The organism is Methyloparacoccus sp. NF-16 (assembly GCF_056880625.1).
The window spans coordinates 1,239,680-1,253,982 of sequence record NZ_CP174130.1 but is presented as its reverse complement, the minus strand read 5'-3'; the positions used below and the strand labels follow the sequence as shown (position 1 = coordinate 1,253,982).

Annotated in this window: 13 protein-coding genes and 2 pseudogenes; 7 read left to right on the top strand and 8 right to left on the bottom strand. The window is 67.4% G+C overall.

The window, feature by feature from the left end:
• Positions 1-65 precede the first annotated feature (65 nt).
• The 5 genes from ACH5N8_RS06050 (at position 66) to ACH5N8_RS06030 (ending at position 3,547) form a co-directional block, all read left to right on the top strand.
• Positions 66-575: a DUF302 domain-containing protein gene (locus tag ACH5N8_RS06050; RefSeq protein ID WP_483282894.1), complete on the top strand. Its 510-nt coding sequence runs from the start codon at positions 66-68 to the stop codon at positions 573-575.
• Between the two features lie 56 nt (positions 576-631).
• Complete coding sequence (locus ACH5N8_RS06045) at positions 632-1,126, top strand: hypothetical protein (RefSeq protein ID WP_483282893.1); 495 nt, start codon at positions 632-634, stop codon at positions 1,124-1,126.
• A gap of 309 nt (positions 1,127-1,435) precedes the next feature.
• Entirely contained in the window at positions 1,436-2,710 is a 1,275-nt protein-coding gene (locus tag ACH5N8_RS06040) for a DEAD/DEAH box helicase (protein ID WP_483282892.1), read from the top strand.
• Between the two features lie 83 nt (positions 2,711-2,793).
• A complete protein-coding gene (locus tag ACH5N8_RS06035) occupies positions 2,794-3,060 on the top strand; it encodes an RNA recognition motif domain-containing protein (RefSeq protein WP_460027786.1) in 267 nt (88 codons plus the stop codon).
• A 163-nt stretch (positions 3,061-3,223) separates the two neighbouring features.
• Complete coding sequence (locus ACH5N8_RS06030) at positions 3,224-3,547, top strand: RNA recognition motif domain-containing protein (RefSeq protein WP_460027785.1); 324 nt, start codon at positions 3,224-3,226, stop codon at positions 3,545-3,547.
• Positions 3,548-3,785: 238 nt separating this feature from the next.
• Here the strand turns inward: ACH5N8_RS06030 and ACH5N8_RS06025 are convergent.
• The 6 genes and pseudogenes from ACH5N8_RS06025 to ACH5N8_RS06000 all read right to left on the bottom strand — a co-directional run.
• Positions 3,786-4,082, bottom strand: a pseudogene (locus tag ACH5N8_RS06025) (IS3 family transposase); the annotation flags it as partial.
• Between the two features lie 16 nt (positions 4,083-4,098).
• Positions 4,099-5,181, bottom strand: a complete 1,083-nt coding sequence (locus ACH5N8_RS06020) for an IS110 family RNA-guided transposase (protein ID WP_483281294.1) — start codon at positions 5,179-5,181, stop codon at positions 4,099-4,101.
• A gap of 294 nt (positions 5,182-5,475) precedes the next feature.
• Positions 5,476-6,341 (bottom strand): annotated as a pseudogene (locus tag ACH5N8_RS06015) (IS3 family transposase); the annotation flags it as partial.
• Between the two features lie 901 nt (positions 6,342-7,242).
• Entirely contained in the window at positions 7,243-7,842 is a 600-nt protein-coding gene (locus tag ACH5N8_RS06010; RefSeq protein WP_483282891.1) for a hypothetical protein, read from the bottom strand.
• Between the two features lie 53 nt (positions 7,843-7,895).
• Entirely contained in the window at positions 7,896-9,263 is a 1,368-nt protein-coding gene (locus tag ACH5N8_RS06005) for an ATP-binding protein (protein WP_483282890.1), read from the bottom strand.
• Positions 9,264-9,989 carry a response regulator gene (locus ACH5N8_RS06000; RefSeq protein WP_483282889.1) on the bottom strand — a complete coding sequence of 242 codons (726 nt, stop codon included), beginning with the start codon at positions 9,987-9,989 and terminating at the stop codon, positions 9,264-9,266.
• Positions 9,990-10,190: 201 nt separating this feature from the next.
• Here ACH5N8_RS06000 and ACH5N8_RS05995 point away from each other — a divergent pair, with 201 nt between their 5' ends.
• Positions 10,191-10,670 (top strand): hypothetical protein, encoded by a 480-nt coding sequence (locus ACH5N8_RS05995; protein WP_483282888.1) that lies wholly within the window; start codon positions 10,191-10,193, stop codon positions 10,668-10,670.
• Positions 10,671-10,786: 116 nt separating this feature from the next.
• Here ACH5N8_RS05995 and amrS read toward each other — a convergent pair whose 3' ends face one another.
• Positions 10,787-11,896, bottom strand: coding sequence for an AmmeMemoRadiSam system radical SAM enzyme (gene amrS / locus ACH5N8_RS05990; RefSeq protein ID WP_483282887.1), 1,110 nt, complete (start codon positions 11,894-11,896; stop codon positions 10,787-10,789).
• Complete coding sequence (gene amrB, locus ACH5N8_RS05985) at positions 11,893-13,308, bottom strand: AmmeMemoRadiSam system protein B (protein WP_483282886.1); 1,416 nt, start codon at positions 13,306-13,308, stop codon at positions 11,893-11,895. The genes amrS and amrB overlap by 4 nt, the downstream gene beginning before the upstream one ends.
• Before the next feature lie 204 nt (positions 13,309-13,512).
• Here amrB and ACH5N8_RS05980 point away from each other — a divergent pair, with 204 nt between their 5' ends.
• Complete coding sequence (locus ACH5N8_RS05980) at positions 13,513-14,277, top strand: hypothetical protein (protein ID WP_483282885.1); 765 nt, start codon at positions 13,513-13,515, stop codon at positions 14,275-14,277.
• Positions 14,278-14,303: the final 26 nt, after the last annotated feature.

Below are 14,303 nucleotides of genomic sequence, written 5' to 3'. Positions count from 1 at the left end.
TGGCCGCCGACTGACCGATACTCGCGAACCGCATTCCCGCCGCAGACCACAAGGTCTATCCGCCCATGCCACGCTTCCACCATCCATTCCCGCCCGCCGCCCGTCAGTCCCCACCGGGCCAACGCCGCAGCGGCCTGGTTTCGTTGCTGAGCCTGTCGTTGCTGGCCTGCCAGCCCGCCGCGCCGCCGGAACCCGCCTATTTCTCCGCCGAGACCGCAACCAAGCCCTATGCGGACGTGCTGCAGGAACTCGAAGTCGCGATCACCGAACGCAACTTCCGCATCACCGGTCACAACCACATCGGCAGCGTCATCCGCGAGCGTGAACGGATCGCCTTTCCCGACTACGACACGATCCAGTTCTGCAACCTCAGCGACGCCCGTGTCATGCTGGAATTGTCCCCGGCGACGGTGGCCTGGATGCCGTGCAATGTGGCGGTCCGCGCGGAAAACGGCAAGGTGATCGTCACCACGCACCTGCTGCCGACCGACGCCGCCGATCCGCGCCTGAACGCCTTCGCCCGCCGGATGAACGACCGGCTCAAGGACATCGTCCGCTTCGCGGTCGAAGATTGAGCCGGCGCCGTCACTCCACTATCATGCCCGCCATTGCCAACCGCCCCGTCATGCCGATGAATCCGAAACTTGCTTGCTCCGTCGCCGTACTGTCCTCGCTGCTGGGAACCACCGTCAGCGGTACCGCGGAGGCTGCCAAAGGGCACCCGCCGGCCGCCAGCAATCCCCGGGCGAAACAGGCCGCGCCCGCCAGGCCCCTGGCGAACGACTTTCCCACCCAGGCCCGCGTCGAATACGTCATGCAATGCATGGCGGAACGGGGCGGCGCCAATCTCGACAACATGTACCACTGTGTCTGTGCGGTCGACAAAATCGCCAGCCTGATGAGCTTCCAGGACTATTCCGAGGCCCTCACCTTCACCTACATGTTCGATACACCCGGCGAGAAGGGCGGCGAGTTCCGCGATCCGCCCAAATCCAAGATTTTCCGCGACCGGCTGAAGGATGCCCGGCAGCAGGCCGAATCCTGCTTCCCGAAGCTGGCGGCCACACCCGCCACACCCGCCACACCCGCCACACCCGCCACACCCGCAGCCCCAGTCCAGCCCTGATGCCCGCCGCCGGTCCCGTCGTCCCGACCGCTAGCCCGGCGGCAAAAAATAAATTCGCTATTGTCTGACAATGGGGTTATGCTAGCCGTCAGTTTGTCGCGGCACGGTCCCTGACCGGCCCCGAGGATACGTCCGGCCATCCCTCGTCTGAGCTATCGCCCCTGGCGATTCCCCGCTTCGATTCCTCCTGCAAACCCAGCGACGCCATGGAAGTCCGTTTCCTGCGTTCGCTCCGGCCTTGATCACCCCATCAACGCGCCCAGGTCGTCCAAGGACGACTCAACGGACCGGCGCACAGGAACTCTACTCATGCCTTTTTCTCACTTGGGCCTCGACAAGCCCCTCCTGCGTGCCATCGCGGAGCAGGGCTATTCGGCACCGACGCCGATCCAGTCGCAGGCCATCCCGGCGGTACTCGCCGGTCGCGATCTTCTGGCTGCCGCCCAGACCGGCACCGGCAAGACCGCCGCCTTCACCCTGCCCCTGCTGCAACGCCTGCTTGAATTCAGCCGCACCGGCGAACGCACCCGGCCCGGTCGGGCCCCGCGGGTGCTGGTGCTGGTGCCCACCCGCGAACTGGCCGCACAGGTCAACGACAGCGTCCGCGCCTATGGCCAGTTCACGGATCTGCGCGCCGCCGTCGTCTTCGGCGGGGTTGGTCTGCAACCGCAGATCGACGCGCTGCGGCGCGGTATCGACCTCCTGATCGCGACCCCCGGCCGCCTGCTCGACCTGGTCGGCCAGGGTCACGCCAAGCTCAAGGAAGTCGACGTGCTGGTGCTCGACGAAGCCGACCGCATGCTGGACATGGGCTTCATTCGCGACATCAAGCGGATACTGCCGCTGCTGCCCAAGGTCCGCCAGAACCTGCTGTTCTCGGCCACCTTCTCCAGGGAAATCCGCGAACTGGCAGCAGGTATCCTGCGCAACCCCCTGAGCGTCGAGGTGGCGCCGCCGAACACCACCGCCGACCGGGTGCAGCAGTGCATCTACCAGGTGGCCAAGGACTGCAAGCAGCCGCTGCTGGCCCATCTCATCGAAACCGGCGGCTGGGGCCAGACGCTGGTGTTCACCCGCACCAAGCACGGTGCCAACAAGCTGGCACAGCAGCTGGAGCGCGGCGGCTTCACGGTCGGCGTGATCCATGGCAACAAGAGCCAGAGCGCCCGCACCCGGGCGCTGGCCGACTTCAAGGAATACCGGATCCAGGTGCTGGTGGCGACCGACATCGCCGCGCGCGGCCTGGATATCCGCGAGCTGCCGCACGTCGTCAACTACGAGCTGCCCGACGTCCCGGCGGACTATGTCCACCGCATCGGTCGCACCGGCCGTGCCGGCGCCGGTGGCGAGGCCATCTCCCTGGTATCCGGCGAGGAAGTCACCCAGCTGCGCGACATCGAACGCCTGCTGAAGCGCAAGCTGCCGGTGCGGGAAACCCCCGCGGGCATCCAGCCGTTACCGCGCAGTGCGGAACCGGCGCCCGCCCATCGGCCACCGCCGCGCCGGGGCCAGCCGCCGGCCGGCCGTGGCGGCCAGCAGCGCAGCCGACGCCCCAGCCAGGGTCCGCGTCGCGGCGCCCTCTGAGCCCCGCTTGTCCCGGCAGGGACAACGCCCCGCTTTGCCCCTGCCGGCTGTCACTTTCTCTCTCGCGTCTATGGAGGACAACCATGATCAGACTCTACGCCGGCAACCTGCCCGCCGACATCACCGAAAAGGAATTCACCGAACTGTTCGCGGAATTCGGCCGCGTCTTCAATTACGAACTGGCCCGTGACATCTTCTCCGGGCGCTGCCGCGGCTTCGGCTTCATCGAGATGGAAGGCCACGAGGCTCGCGCCGCCATCACCGGCCTCAACGGCCGCAGCCTGCGCGGCAGCAGCCTGCGCGTCAACGAGGAGCGGCCGAAGGCGCGGGGGCGTGGCGGTCGCCGCTAGGCATTCGCAGAATGTGCCGGCTCAAGAGCCGGCTCTCATGATTCCGGCAGTGGGCCCGGACCGGACGCCAGGCCACCGAATCATTCGTCGTCAGTCATCGATCCGCGTCCAAGGGAATGGGCCGGCATCGCGTCTCTCATTTTTCATTCGAGGTTTTGTTTTCATGGGCAAGAAGTTATACGTCGGCAACCTGAGCTACAACGTCAGCAACAGCGATCTGGAAGAAATGTTCGCGCCGCACGGCAGCGTCAGCTCCGCCAGCATCATCACCGACCGCGAAACCGGTCGTTCGAAGGGTTTCGGTTTTGTCGAAATGGGCACTGACCAGCAGGCCCAGGCCGCCATCGACGCCCTGCACGGCAAGGACGTCAATGGTCGCAATCTGACCGTCAACGAGGCACGGCCGCGCGAAGACCGTGGCGGCAGCTTCGGTGGTGGCGGCGGTGGTCGCCGCGAGGGCGGCTTCGGCGGCGGACGCCGTTTCTAAGCCGTCAACCCGGCACAAAGCCCGGCCTTGCGCCGGGCTTTTTTTTGCCCGCCATTCAGAGGCGCTGGTGGCAAACGGGATCCCGCTCCCGGGGCGGAACACCTGCCCGCCCGGCAGTCAGAAACAAAGGCCGGGGCAACTGGTGCTGACCTGCCCCCTACCGGCGTACCAACTTGGAGTTCGGAAATCCGGTTGCAAGGTTAACTGAGGTGTCCTGACAATATCGGACACACTCGCCTCAGTGGGTCGCGGCCGATTCCCTGAAGTTCTTTGCGAACACGGCCGGTGACAGATAGCCAAGGCGCGAGTGGCGCCGCTGGCGGTTATAGAAGATCTCGATGTATTCGCGGATCGCCGCCTCGGCCTGCGCCCGAGTCTGGAAGCGACGAGAGTGGATCAGCTCATTCTTGAGGCTGCCCCAGAAGCTCTCCATCGGCGCATCGTCATAGCCGTTACCCTTGCGCGACATCGAGGCGACGAGCCCGCTCTGCTCGAGCAGCGCCCGGTAGTCATGGGCACAGTACTGGCTGCCGCGGACGCCCTTCTAAGTGTCAAGGGGTAATTTGAACCTGGTTGATGTCGCGATTACGTTTCCGAATCAGGCCGAAGACCTCGCGGGCGATGTACCGCTTCAGGCAACGAAGGGCTTCGAGCTTAGAATGTCCCTCGGCAATCCGCTTTGCCACGTAGGCCTGGGTGCGCGGATCGGTCCGCAACCGGCCGATAGCGATGATGTGCAGCGCGCTGTTGGCTGCTCGATCACCGCCGCGGTTTAGGCGATGCCGGGTAACTTTACCGGAGGAGGCCGGCACGGGACTGGCGCCGCAGAGCGCGGCGAAGCTGGCTTCCGACTTCAAGCGCTCGGGGTTATCGCCGGCCGTCAGTAGCAACTGTGCGGCCGATTCATAACCGATGGAGTTTCGCGCAATCAGGTCGGGCGCCAATTCCTGGACCAAGCCTGCAATCATGATATCCAGGTCGGCAATTTCGTCATGGAGTTCCAGATAGCGCCGCGCCAAGGATTTCAGGGTGATCCGGTAAGCCGAGGCCACCTGACGATAATCGGTCAGATCAGGACGCCAGGCGGCCAAGGTCCGGATGAGTTGCATGCGGGTCAGGGTTCTGAGGGACTCACGCAACTCATCGGGAGCTGCCACGATGGTGGTCTGGATCATCTGGAGGGCGACGCGGCGGGCGGCTACTGCGGTCTTACGACACACCTTCAGGACCCGTAGGGACTCAATCATGCCGTCCCGGCGCTTGGGCGTCACCGTGCGCGTGCCCGCGAAGGCAGCATGGGCGGCGTTTTGCGCATCGATGACATCATCCTTGCCTCGTTTACGACGATCCGTTTTGTCAGGCGTGGTCACCTCCAGCACCGTGACGCCGGATGTCTGCAGGAACCGCAGCAAGCCGGCGCCATAGGTCCCCGTGCACTCCACGCCGACGCGGATGACCTCGCCAAAAGATCGCATCCAGGCGAGCATCTGTCGGTAACCTTGGCGAGTGCTGGCAAAGCACTCGGTGCCCAATACGTGATCGTGCTCATCGACCACGGCGGCCATGTGCAGGTCTTTATGCGTGTCGACGCCGCCAACCACGCGGCGATTGATGGGATGCTGATGCTCAGACATGAGAACTCTCCGGTTCTGGACCCTGGGGAATGGTGTTACCTGAACCAAATGTCTGGACAAGACAGTAAAGCGACAGGACGTCAGGCCCTTCTCGAGTCACAGGCACCGGCGAGGTCTTGCCTCACCGCAAAGCGTTTCCAGGTGGCCGACAGGTCCGGGGAAAGACACGGAGTTCAGTCGATCGGAGTGGGGGGCAAGCCGCCTGGAACACATCGCAGTGCCCTATCATCCCTGGCTGGTCGATCGTTGTGAGAATCAGGCCGCCCAGGAACCACGGGCGAAGACATTCTTACTGTCCGAGTGATGGATCAACCCCGCAGGCGGGCGCTTGTGGTCGATCGCCCGCAACAGCGCCTGGCGCGTGAGCACCTGAGTCATCCGCTCGCCCAGCGCGTAGCCAACCAGTTCGCAGGTGAAGACGTCCTTGATGCCGGCCAAGTACAGCCACCCTTCGTCCGTGGGGATGTAGGTGATGTCAGTCACCCAGACCTGATTCGGCCGACTCGGCGAGAACTGCTGCCCCAACAGATTCTCCGCGACCGGCAGATCATGCCTGGAGTTCGTGGTCGCCTTGAAGCGGCGCTTCTGCCGGCAGCGTAGCCCCAACTCCCGGCGCAGGCGCGCGATCCGGTCGCGCCCTGCGACAAACCCCTCGCTCGCCAGTTCAGGCTGCAGACGACGCGCACCGTACGTCTCGCGAGACCGCGTGTGGGCCGCCTTGATCGCCACCTTGAGCCGCTCGTCTTCCCATGAGCGCGCCGAGGGCGCTCGGCGTAGCCAGTCGGAGTAGCCGCTGCGGGAGACCCCGAGCACACGGCTCATCAGGCTGACCGGAAACACCCCGTTCGATCGCTTCATGAACGCGTACCTTGCAGCGACGCCCTGGCAAAGTACGCCGTCGCCTTTTTTAGAATGTCGCGCTCCAGTCGGGCTTCAGCCAGGTCCTTGCGCAACCGGGCGTTTTCCGCCTCCAACTCCGGGACGGAACGTCCGCCGGGCGCTGCAACGGCACCACCACGCTTGGCCACGGCTATCCGGTTGCCCAGCGTACCCTTCGGAATCGAGAGCCGTTTGGCCGCCGCCTGCTGCGACAGTCCCTGCTCGAGGACCAGCTTGATGGCCCCGGCCCGCAACTCAGGGGAATAATTTTGGTCCTGCATCACGTTCCTCGTTCAGTACAGACTCTACCAAGCGGGCGTGTCCGTTTTCGTCAGGCTACCTCAGTCGACCGAATACGGAGGGAGGTGACCATCAGGGGGCAAAGGTAACAAGGACCTCATTGCGATGGTAACCCGTAGCCTTGATTCTGGGGCTAGAACACCTCCTCGACCTCCCCTACCCCGCGCATCTCCTTGATGCCAGGGTTCTCGTCACAGGCTGTGCGGCTGGCTCGTGCCTGATTAGCGTCCCCCGGCAACCGCAGGAACCACGACGACGAAGACGCCCATGTCATGGCGGGGTTTTGGGGCCCCCGGTGCCGTGCCCAGAAGCGGGGCGCGGGGCAGGTTCCTCCCGCCTTCGCCACCTCGCCGCCGACATGCACCGCCGCGCTCCAGCCCTGATCGCTTGCAGGAGACCCGGACCCGCGAGGTGAGGGATGCACCCGCGGTGGATTCCGGGGCATGGACAGGGGCCGGAACCGCCCCGGCAGGCGTGGCCAGGCCAGGACGGCAAAACCCAGCATCAGGACCTGGTTGAACGCCACAACCCGATCCTGGAGGGCAGCGGGGGCAGACCGCGGGTCGTGAACACACCGCGCCCACCAGCCCATGGCCGTGAACAGCCCAAGGGGCCGGCGGCCAACCTGTCCCGCCGCGCCATCGCCTGCCGGTCCAACTTGCCGTTCCACTCGGTCAAAAGGTACAGCGCCTGATCCGGGGACACGCCCACCGGGATGATCATGCGCCCGCCGCCCCTGAGTTGCCCAAGCAGTGGCGCCGGCCCCCCTGTCCGGCGCGCAGGCGAGGATGATGGTAGCGATAGCCATCTCCGATCCGTACCCGGACGTTGTCATACCCCAGGCGCTCCAGATCGGCCCGGACATGGGGTTTCGCCCACGGCTCAGTTCCGGCCTCTGCCGCGTCCCGCCGAGGCCATGGCACCGCCCCCGCCCCGGCGACCCGGACTACCAAAATCGCCCCCACCCCATGGCCCGGCCGACCCGGCATCGCCACCCCCGCGGCGGCCTGGGCCGGCATGCCCATCGCCTCGATCCGGTGCCGGTGCCGCAGCAGCGCCACGCCGGCCCGGACCGGGTGCCAGATGGCCGTCCCTGCCGCGCCCGTCAGGCTCCCGGGCACCTGCCCGTTCCCGGCGCTCCGGACCGCCCTCGTGATAGCCGCCGCCAGCATGGCCGGGCTCCCGGAAGCCGCCCCGCCAAGCGGGATGAGGCGCCCTGAAGCCATCGCCGTGCCAGGACCCGGGACCGGGTGCGAAGCGACGCTCGGCCAGGTGACCGCCATGCCAGCCGGGAAGCGGCCGCCGGACCGGCGGCGGCGCGTAGGCACGGTAGCCATGCCAGCCGGAATAGGCCGGCCAGGCCGGCCAGCCACTCCAGCCGTAGGCGGGATAGCCCCCGGGGTAACGGCCGGCCGGATAGCCGGGATAAGTGGCGCAGCCGGAAACCAGCCACGCCAGCCAGCACAGCAGAATCCACCTCATGACAGCCTCCTGTCCGGTCGATGATGATCAACACGCCCGCTGCCCCGGCCAGTTCAAGCGGCGGGCCTTGCGCTGGCCGCCGCTGCCAGGCACGGCAGCACCACACTGACGGCCAGCCCGCCCTCCGGCCGGTTGGCGAGATGGATTTCCCCCTGCTGGGCCCGCAGCAGATTGACCGCGATGGCCAGACCGAGGCCGGTTCCCCCCGTTTCCCGCGACCGCGACGCCTCCAGCCGGACAAAAGGCTTGAGCACTTCCGCGAACTGGTCCTCGGGAATGCCGGGGCCCCGATCGCAGACTTGTACCCAGGCCCGGTCGCCCTGGCGCCCGGCCGAGACCATCGCTGTGTGGCCATACTTGATGGCGTTGTCGATGATGTTCTCCAGCACCCGGCGCAGGGCATTGGGCCGCGCCATGACCAGCAGACCGGAGCAAGCCGCGGGTTCCCGCCAGGTCACCGGCAGACCGGACTCGGCCAGATCGTCGCACAGGCTCTGCAACAGGGCCTGGAGATCCAGCGCCTGCAGTGGCTCCACGCTGTCCAGGCTCCGCGCCAGCTCCAGCCCCTCATCCACCAGCGACTGCATGGCGGCCAGATCGCCGCACAGCTTCCGTCGCAACCCGGCATCGGCACAGTTTTCCAGCCGCAGGCGCATGCGCGTCATCGGCGTCTTGAGATCGTGCGTCACGGCCGCGAGAATCTGCGTGCGTTCCGCCATGAAGCCGCGTATGCGGTCCTGCATGGTGTTGAAGGCCCGGATGGCGCGCTGCAACTCGACCGGGCCCGCCACCGCCAGCGCCGGATGGGCGATATCCCGCCCGAAGTCCTCCACCGCCCGGGTCATGCGCTCCAGCGGCCGCAGGGCCAGCCGGATGACGATCCAGGCAACCACGGCCATGACGCCGAGCTCGAAGAGGTCGCGGGTGCGTATCTGCCAGATCGGCCGTTCGGGCCGCGCATGCCGCCGGGTGGTGTAGGCCAGCGTCAGTTTCTGGCCGTCCGCGAAGCGCAGGTCGGTACTGTAGGTCATCGGGCAGCGGGGCGACTCTCCGCAGGCGTCCGTCCACTCGACCCAGGCCCCCTCCACCACCGCCATGTTGTCCAGCCCCAGACTCAGCCGCTCGGCAAAGAGTGGCGCCGGGATGCCCGCCCCGGCAGGGACGAAACCGTCGCGGGAGGAACGCCAATCGAGCGACGCCAGCGAACCGATGGCCGGGTCGCGCGACGCCGCCGGCAGCGCCGCCAGCAAGCGGATGGCATCGGTGAGATGATCGACGGCGGCCGTCTCGCGGTTTTCGGCAATCCAGCGGGAGCGCTCGGACGAGTGAATGACGTTGCTCAGCAGGGTCGCCAGCAGAACACCGCCGAGGACGATCAGGAACAGCCGCGCGGACAGCGACAGGGCGGGCAGGCGCAACATCTAGTCGTACTCCGCCTCGACCGCCGTGGCGAGGACATAGCCTTCGTTGCGCAGGGTCTTGATCAGCCGCGGCGCCTTGGCGTCGTCCTGCAGTTTGTGGCGCAGGCGGCTCACGCGCAGGTCGATGGAACGGTCGAAGGCATCCTGCTCGCGTCCCTTGACCAGATCCATCAGCTGATCGCGGCTGAGGACCCGGTTGGGGTGCGCCAGAAAGACCTTCAGCAACCGGAATTCGGACATGGACAGAATGACGGTGACAGCGCGCGGCGATGTCAGCTGATGGGTACGGGTATCCAGCAGCCAGCCGGCGAAGCGGTAGCGGCACTCCCGCTCCGGCACCAGGTTGGGTGGCAGCGACTGCGCCCGGCGCAGGATGTTGCGGATGCGCGCCAGCAGTTCGCGGGGTTCGAAGGGCTTGGTCAGGTAGTCGTCGGCGCCGAGTTCCAGCCCCAGTATCCGGTCGATCGGTTCGCTCTTCGCCGTCAGCATGAGCACGGGCAGGCTGGATTGGGCGCGCAGCTTGCGGCACAGGCTCAGGCCGTCCTCGCCCGGCAGCATGAGATCGAGGATGACCAGGTCGATGCGGCTCTGCTCCAGCACGGTGTGCATCTGCCGGCCGTCGACGGCCAGGCTGACCCGGTAGCCGTTCTGGTTCAGGTAGTCCCGGACCAGGGTCCGGATGTCGCGGTCGTCGTCGACGACCAGAAGGTGCGGTTGTGCGTCCATGGGGAATTTTCTAGCGGGTAGCGGAGCCCTTGTCATCGGCCCGGCCCGGCGCGTTTGTATCGTCCTGTATCCGGCAGGGAGCACGACACCTCGCGATACAAACCGGAAACATCCGCGCGTTCGGACGGGTGTTCAATGTCGGCGTGGCGGCGGCAGGCGCCGCCCCCATCCCCGTCATCGACAGCATTATGGAGGTCCACGATGATCACAACCGCCAAGCCCGTCCCGCGCGCGCTCGCCATCCTGGCAAGCCTCGCCACCGCCGGCATCGCCCAGGCGGCGGAACCCACCCCGCCAGCCACCGGGGCTTCGGCACCCGCCACCCTTGAACGCTGCCCGCAACGAATGCCGTGCGCCGAACGCCGGCGGGAGCAGCTGACCGAGCTGCGCACGGCCCTGCAACTGCAACCCGGGCAGGAAGCATCCTGGGATGCCTGGGCGGCGCTGTTCCAGGGCGACGACGGCCGGCTGAGGCATCAGCACCAGGCCGACTGGGCGACCCTGCCGGTCGTGGAACGGCTGGAAAAACAGCTGGCCTTCAAACAGGCACGCCTGGCAGCGACGCGGACGTTCTACGGCAGCCTGACGGCAGCGCAGCGCAAGACCTTCGACACCCGGTTCAGGCCCTGGCCGGAGCATCCCGGGCCGGGAAAATCCGACGGCTCCGGCCCTCAGGGTTGAGGGAACCGCCCGGCGACGGCCCCTGCGTGCAGTCGCCCAAACCTCATCCTCCACCAGCGGAGGGCCCGCCAGCTGGCGCCGGTGCCGGCCGGCCGCGGGCAGCCGGGAGGCTGTCCTCAGACCGCGACCCGCACCGGTATCCGCTGCCGGCCGAAGTGACCGGATTCGGCGGCGAACCGGCCGGCCAGGCGGGTGCCACAGACGCCACAGGCGCCGTCGGGCCCCAGCGCGTAGCGGGTGACGACATGCCAGTCGCGCTCGATCAGGACGGCGCCGCAGCCAGTGCAGGCGGTCGTGCCGCCCTCGGGGTCGCGCACGTTGCCCAGGTAGACATGCGCCAGGCCGTTCGCCCGGGCCATGCGGCGCGCGCGGCGCAGGGTTGCCGCCGGCGTGCGGCCGGTGCCGGTCAGTTTGTAGGCAGGATGAAAGGCCGTGAAGTGCAGCGGCACGTCGCTACCCAGCTGCTCCGCGATCCAGCGGGTCATGGCGTCCAGTTCGGCGTCGCCGTCGTTCAGACCCGGGATCAGCAGCGTGGTGATCTCCAGCCAGCAGTCCGTCTCGTGGTGAACGTAGCGCAGGGTATCCAGGACGGGCGCCAGATGCGAGCCGGTCTGGCGGACATAGAAATCGTCCGAGAAAGCCTTGAGGTCGATATTGGCGGCATCCATTCTGGCGAAGAAGTCCCGCCGCGGCGCGGCATGGAGGTAGCCGGCCGTCACCGCGACCGTTCCCAGCCCCAGCGCATGGCATGCATCGGCGGTGTCCATGGCGTACTCGGCGAAGATCACCGGGTCGTTGTAGGTAAAGGCGACACTCCGGCAACCGCTCGTCCGGGCCACCTCGGCGATGCGGGCGGGACTGGCGGCATCCTGTAGGCGGTCCATTTCCCTGCTCCTGGAGATGTCCCAGTTCTGGCAGAACTTGCAGGCCAGGTTGCAGCCGGCGGTGCCGAAGGAGAACACCGGGGTACCGGGGTAAAAATGATTCAGCGGCTTCTTCTCGATCGGATCGATGCAGAAACCCGAGCTGCGGCCATAGGTCGTCAGCACCAGGGCATCGTCCTGGCGGGCACGGACGAAGCACAGGCCGCGCTGCCCCTCGTGCAGACGGCATTCGCGCGGGCAGAGGTCGCACTGCACGCGGCCATCCGCCAGCCGGTGCCACCAGCGGGCCGGATGGGCCTCGCCCGGGCGCGGGGCGTTGCTGTCGCCGGTCGTGGCGTTCATCGCGGCACCGCCCCCGCTTCGCGGAACAGCCGGACCGCATAACGCGACAGCTCGACGTCATCGGCCCAGAAATCGGCGGGCAGGCCGGCCTTGCGCTTCAGCGCCGCCAGAAAATCGCCGGCCACCGGCAGTTGCGACCAGACCTGCGGCAGGAAGGTGCTGCGATGCCGGCCCCAGCGGAAGATCACGCCATCCCGCCCCGGACGCAGCGCCGCCAGGGCCTCGGCTTCCGAGTCGACGGACAATCGCTGCGGGGTCTCCAGGACCGAGACCTCGATTTCCAGCGCGTCCCACTCGTCCACCCGCAGGGGCGCAAAGCGGGGATCCTCGAAGGCCGCGCGCCGGGCGTTGCGGCGCACGTCCACATCCAGCGGCGCCACGCCCACGTCCAGCCGGCCGATGCAGCCGCGCAGGCGCCCGTGATGGTGCAGGGTGACAAAGGTGGCGCCCGGCCGCGCCAGCGCCGCATGCGGCGGTTCCTCGCGGCAGGGTAAACCCAGAGGCACCGCGATGGCATTGCGGGCGCGGCTCAGGAGCGCCTGCCCCAGGCGCTGCGCATCGTCGGCGTCGGTCTCCCGCCGGGCGGCCGGCGGCCAGAAGGCCAGTGCCGCATAGCCGACCACCCGTGTCGCGTCGCCAGTGACAGCGCCGGAATGGCAATACCCGAGCAACGCGGGGCGCAGGCCATGCCGCGCGGCGACGTGCAGCGCACCATTGAGGGGATGGGCGCCACAGGCATCGTCGGGCGCCAGGGTAGCGTCCAGGCCCTCGATGCGCCGCAGCGTCCCGGCATCGCGATGCCGGGCCTGCGCATCGCTCAGGAAGTGGGAGAGATCGCTGCTGACGACGATCACGGTCTCCTCGCCACCCCAGAGCCGCTCCAGCACGCCGGCCACGCTGCCGGCGGCGGCCTGGCCGACGACCAGGGGCACCAGCGCGAAGGCATCCAGCGCCGTTTGCAGGAACGGCAGCTGCACTTCCAGGGCATGCTCGCGGGCATGCGCGCCGTCGTCGAAGGTGACGTCCGGCAGGTCCGCGATCCGCGCCATGGCCTCCCGGTCCAGCGGGACCGGACCCAGGGGGGTGTCGAATGCCGCGACCGTCGGCAACGCCAGGCCCGGCAGTACCACGCGGTGGGCAGGCCCCAGCAGCACCACCCGACGGATGCGCTCGCGGAACGGTGCCAATAAGGCATGGCCCCGTGCGGCCATCGCTCCGGAATAGACATAGCCGGCATGCGGCACCACGATCAGCTTCGGCGGCTGGCTGCCGGGCGACGGGGCGGATGCCGTCAGCCAGGCCAGCACCTGCTCGCGCAGCGCGCCCGGGCTGGCGGGATAAAAGCGTCCGGACACGGCGGCAGGGCGATGGCCGAGAGGCGGATGAGGCAGGCGGGACGACACGGTGGCCATGAGGCGATCTCGGCAAGGTGAAAGAGCGGCTGGAAAATACTGTGGTGCCGACAGGGAACTCAATCAAGGGTCCGCCACTCCGCCAGCTTCCGCCGGCCCCTGAAATCGGCGGGAAGAGAGGCCTATAATCCCGCCCTTACTCTGGCGTCTGATCGCCTCGAAACCGAAGCTCTGCGCAACCCGACCTCGACGCATCGTCCCGAGATGGCAACCCGTTTCACGGAAATCCGAAAGACCCTGCTGCCTGTCCTGCCGCCAGCCACCGCATGGCTGGCCGCCGTGACCTTCGCCTGGCTGCTGGCCCTGTCGCCGATGGCCGACGCCACCGGCGAAGCTGCCGCGGTACGGGCCGTCGACGAGCTGAAGACGGCGTGGGCCGAGATCTTCTACCGGCAGCCGCGCGACCAGCAGACACCCAAGCTCGAAGCCCTGCTGCCGCGGGTGCGGGAGCTCGCCCGGCGCTATCCGCAGGCGGCCGAGCCGTTGATCATGGAAACCTTGATCCTCTGCGCCCTGGCGGCGGCCGATGGGGGCTTCGGCGCCCTGGGCAAGTTGCGGGACGCGCGGGAGCTCCTGGAAAAGTCCCTGAAGCTGGATCCCCTGGCCATGGAAGGCAGCGCCTTCGTCATCCTCGGCAATCTCTACTACCGGCTGCCCGGCTGGCCCATCTCCTTCGGCGACAACGAGCTGGCGCGCCGCCACCTGGAAACCGCCCTGCGGTTCTTTCCCGACGCCCTGGACACCAACTACTTCTACGGGGATTTCCTGCTGGAGCAGGGCGACTTCAGGAACGCCCTCATCCACCTGGAAAAGGCGGAAAAGGCCCCGGTCCGCGACGATGCCCGCCTCTCCGACTTGCAGCTGAAACAGGAGCTGAAACAGGCCCTGAAGGATGCCCGCGAGCGGAACCTGGATCGCTCCAGCTTTTTCAGCCGGTTCCTGGCCATCTTCCGGAAATCGCCATCATGAAGGTCCGGGGACAAGCGTCCCCCACG

Excerpts from the sequence above, each read along its gene's own strand:
- ACH5N8_RS06010 (WP_483282891.1), bottom strand. The coding sequence starts at position 7,842 with ATGAGGTGGATTCTGCTGTGCTGGCTGGCGTGGCTGGTTTCCGGCTGC.
- ACH5N8_RS05980 (WP_483282885.1), top strand. The coding sequence starts at position 13,513 with ATGGCAACCCGTTTCACGGAAATCCGAAAGACCCTGCTGCCTGTCCTG.
- amrS (WP_483282887.1), bottom strand. The coding sequence starts at position 11,896 with ATGAACGCCACGACCGGCGACAGCAACGCCCCGCGCCCGGGCGAGGCC.
- ACH5N8_RS05995 (WP_483282888.1), top strand. The coding sequence starts at position 10,191 with ATGATCACAACCGCCAAGCCCGTCCCGCGCGCGCTCGCCATCCTGGCA.
- ACH5N8_RS06030 (WP_460027785.1), top strand. The coding sequence starts at position 3,224 with ATGGGCAAGAAGTTATACGTCGGCAACCTGAGCTACAACGTCAGCAAC.
- ACH5N8_RS06050 (WP_483282894.1), top strand. The coding sequence starts at position 66 with ATGCCACGCTTCCACCATCCATTCCCGCCCGCCGCCCGTCAGTCCCCA.
- ACH5N8_RS06045 (WP_483282893.1), top strand. The coding sequence starts at position 632 with ATGAATCCGAAACTTGCTTGCTCCGTCGCCGTACTGTCCTCGCTGCTG.
- ACH5N8_RS06040 (WP_483282892.1), top strand. The coding sequence starts at position 1,436 with ATGCCTTTTTCTCACTTGGGCCTCGACAAGCCCCTCCTGCGTGCCATC.
- ACH5N8_RS06005 (WP_483282890.1), bottom strand. The coding sequence starts at position 9,263 with ATGTTGCGCCTGCCCGCCCTGTCGCTGTCCGCGCGGCTGTTCCTGATC.
- ACH5N8_RS06000 (WP_483282889.1), bottom strand. The coding sequence starts at position 9,989 with ATGGACGCACAACCGCACCTTCTGGTCGTCGACGACGACCGCGACATC.
- ACH5N8_RS06020 (WP_483281294.1), bottom strand. The coding sequence starts at position 5,181 with ATGTCTGAGCATCAGCATCCCATCAATCGCCGCGTGGTTGGCGGCGTC.
- ACH5N8_RS06035 (WP_460027786.1), top strand. The coding sequence starts at position 2,794 with ATGATCAGACTCTACGCCGGCAACCTGCCCGCCGACATCACCGAAAAG.
- amrB (WP_483282886.1), bottom strand. The coding sequence starts at position 13,308 with ATGGCCACCGTGTCGTCCCGCCTGCCTCATCCGCCTCTCGGCCATCGC.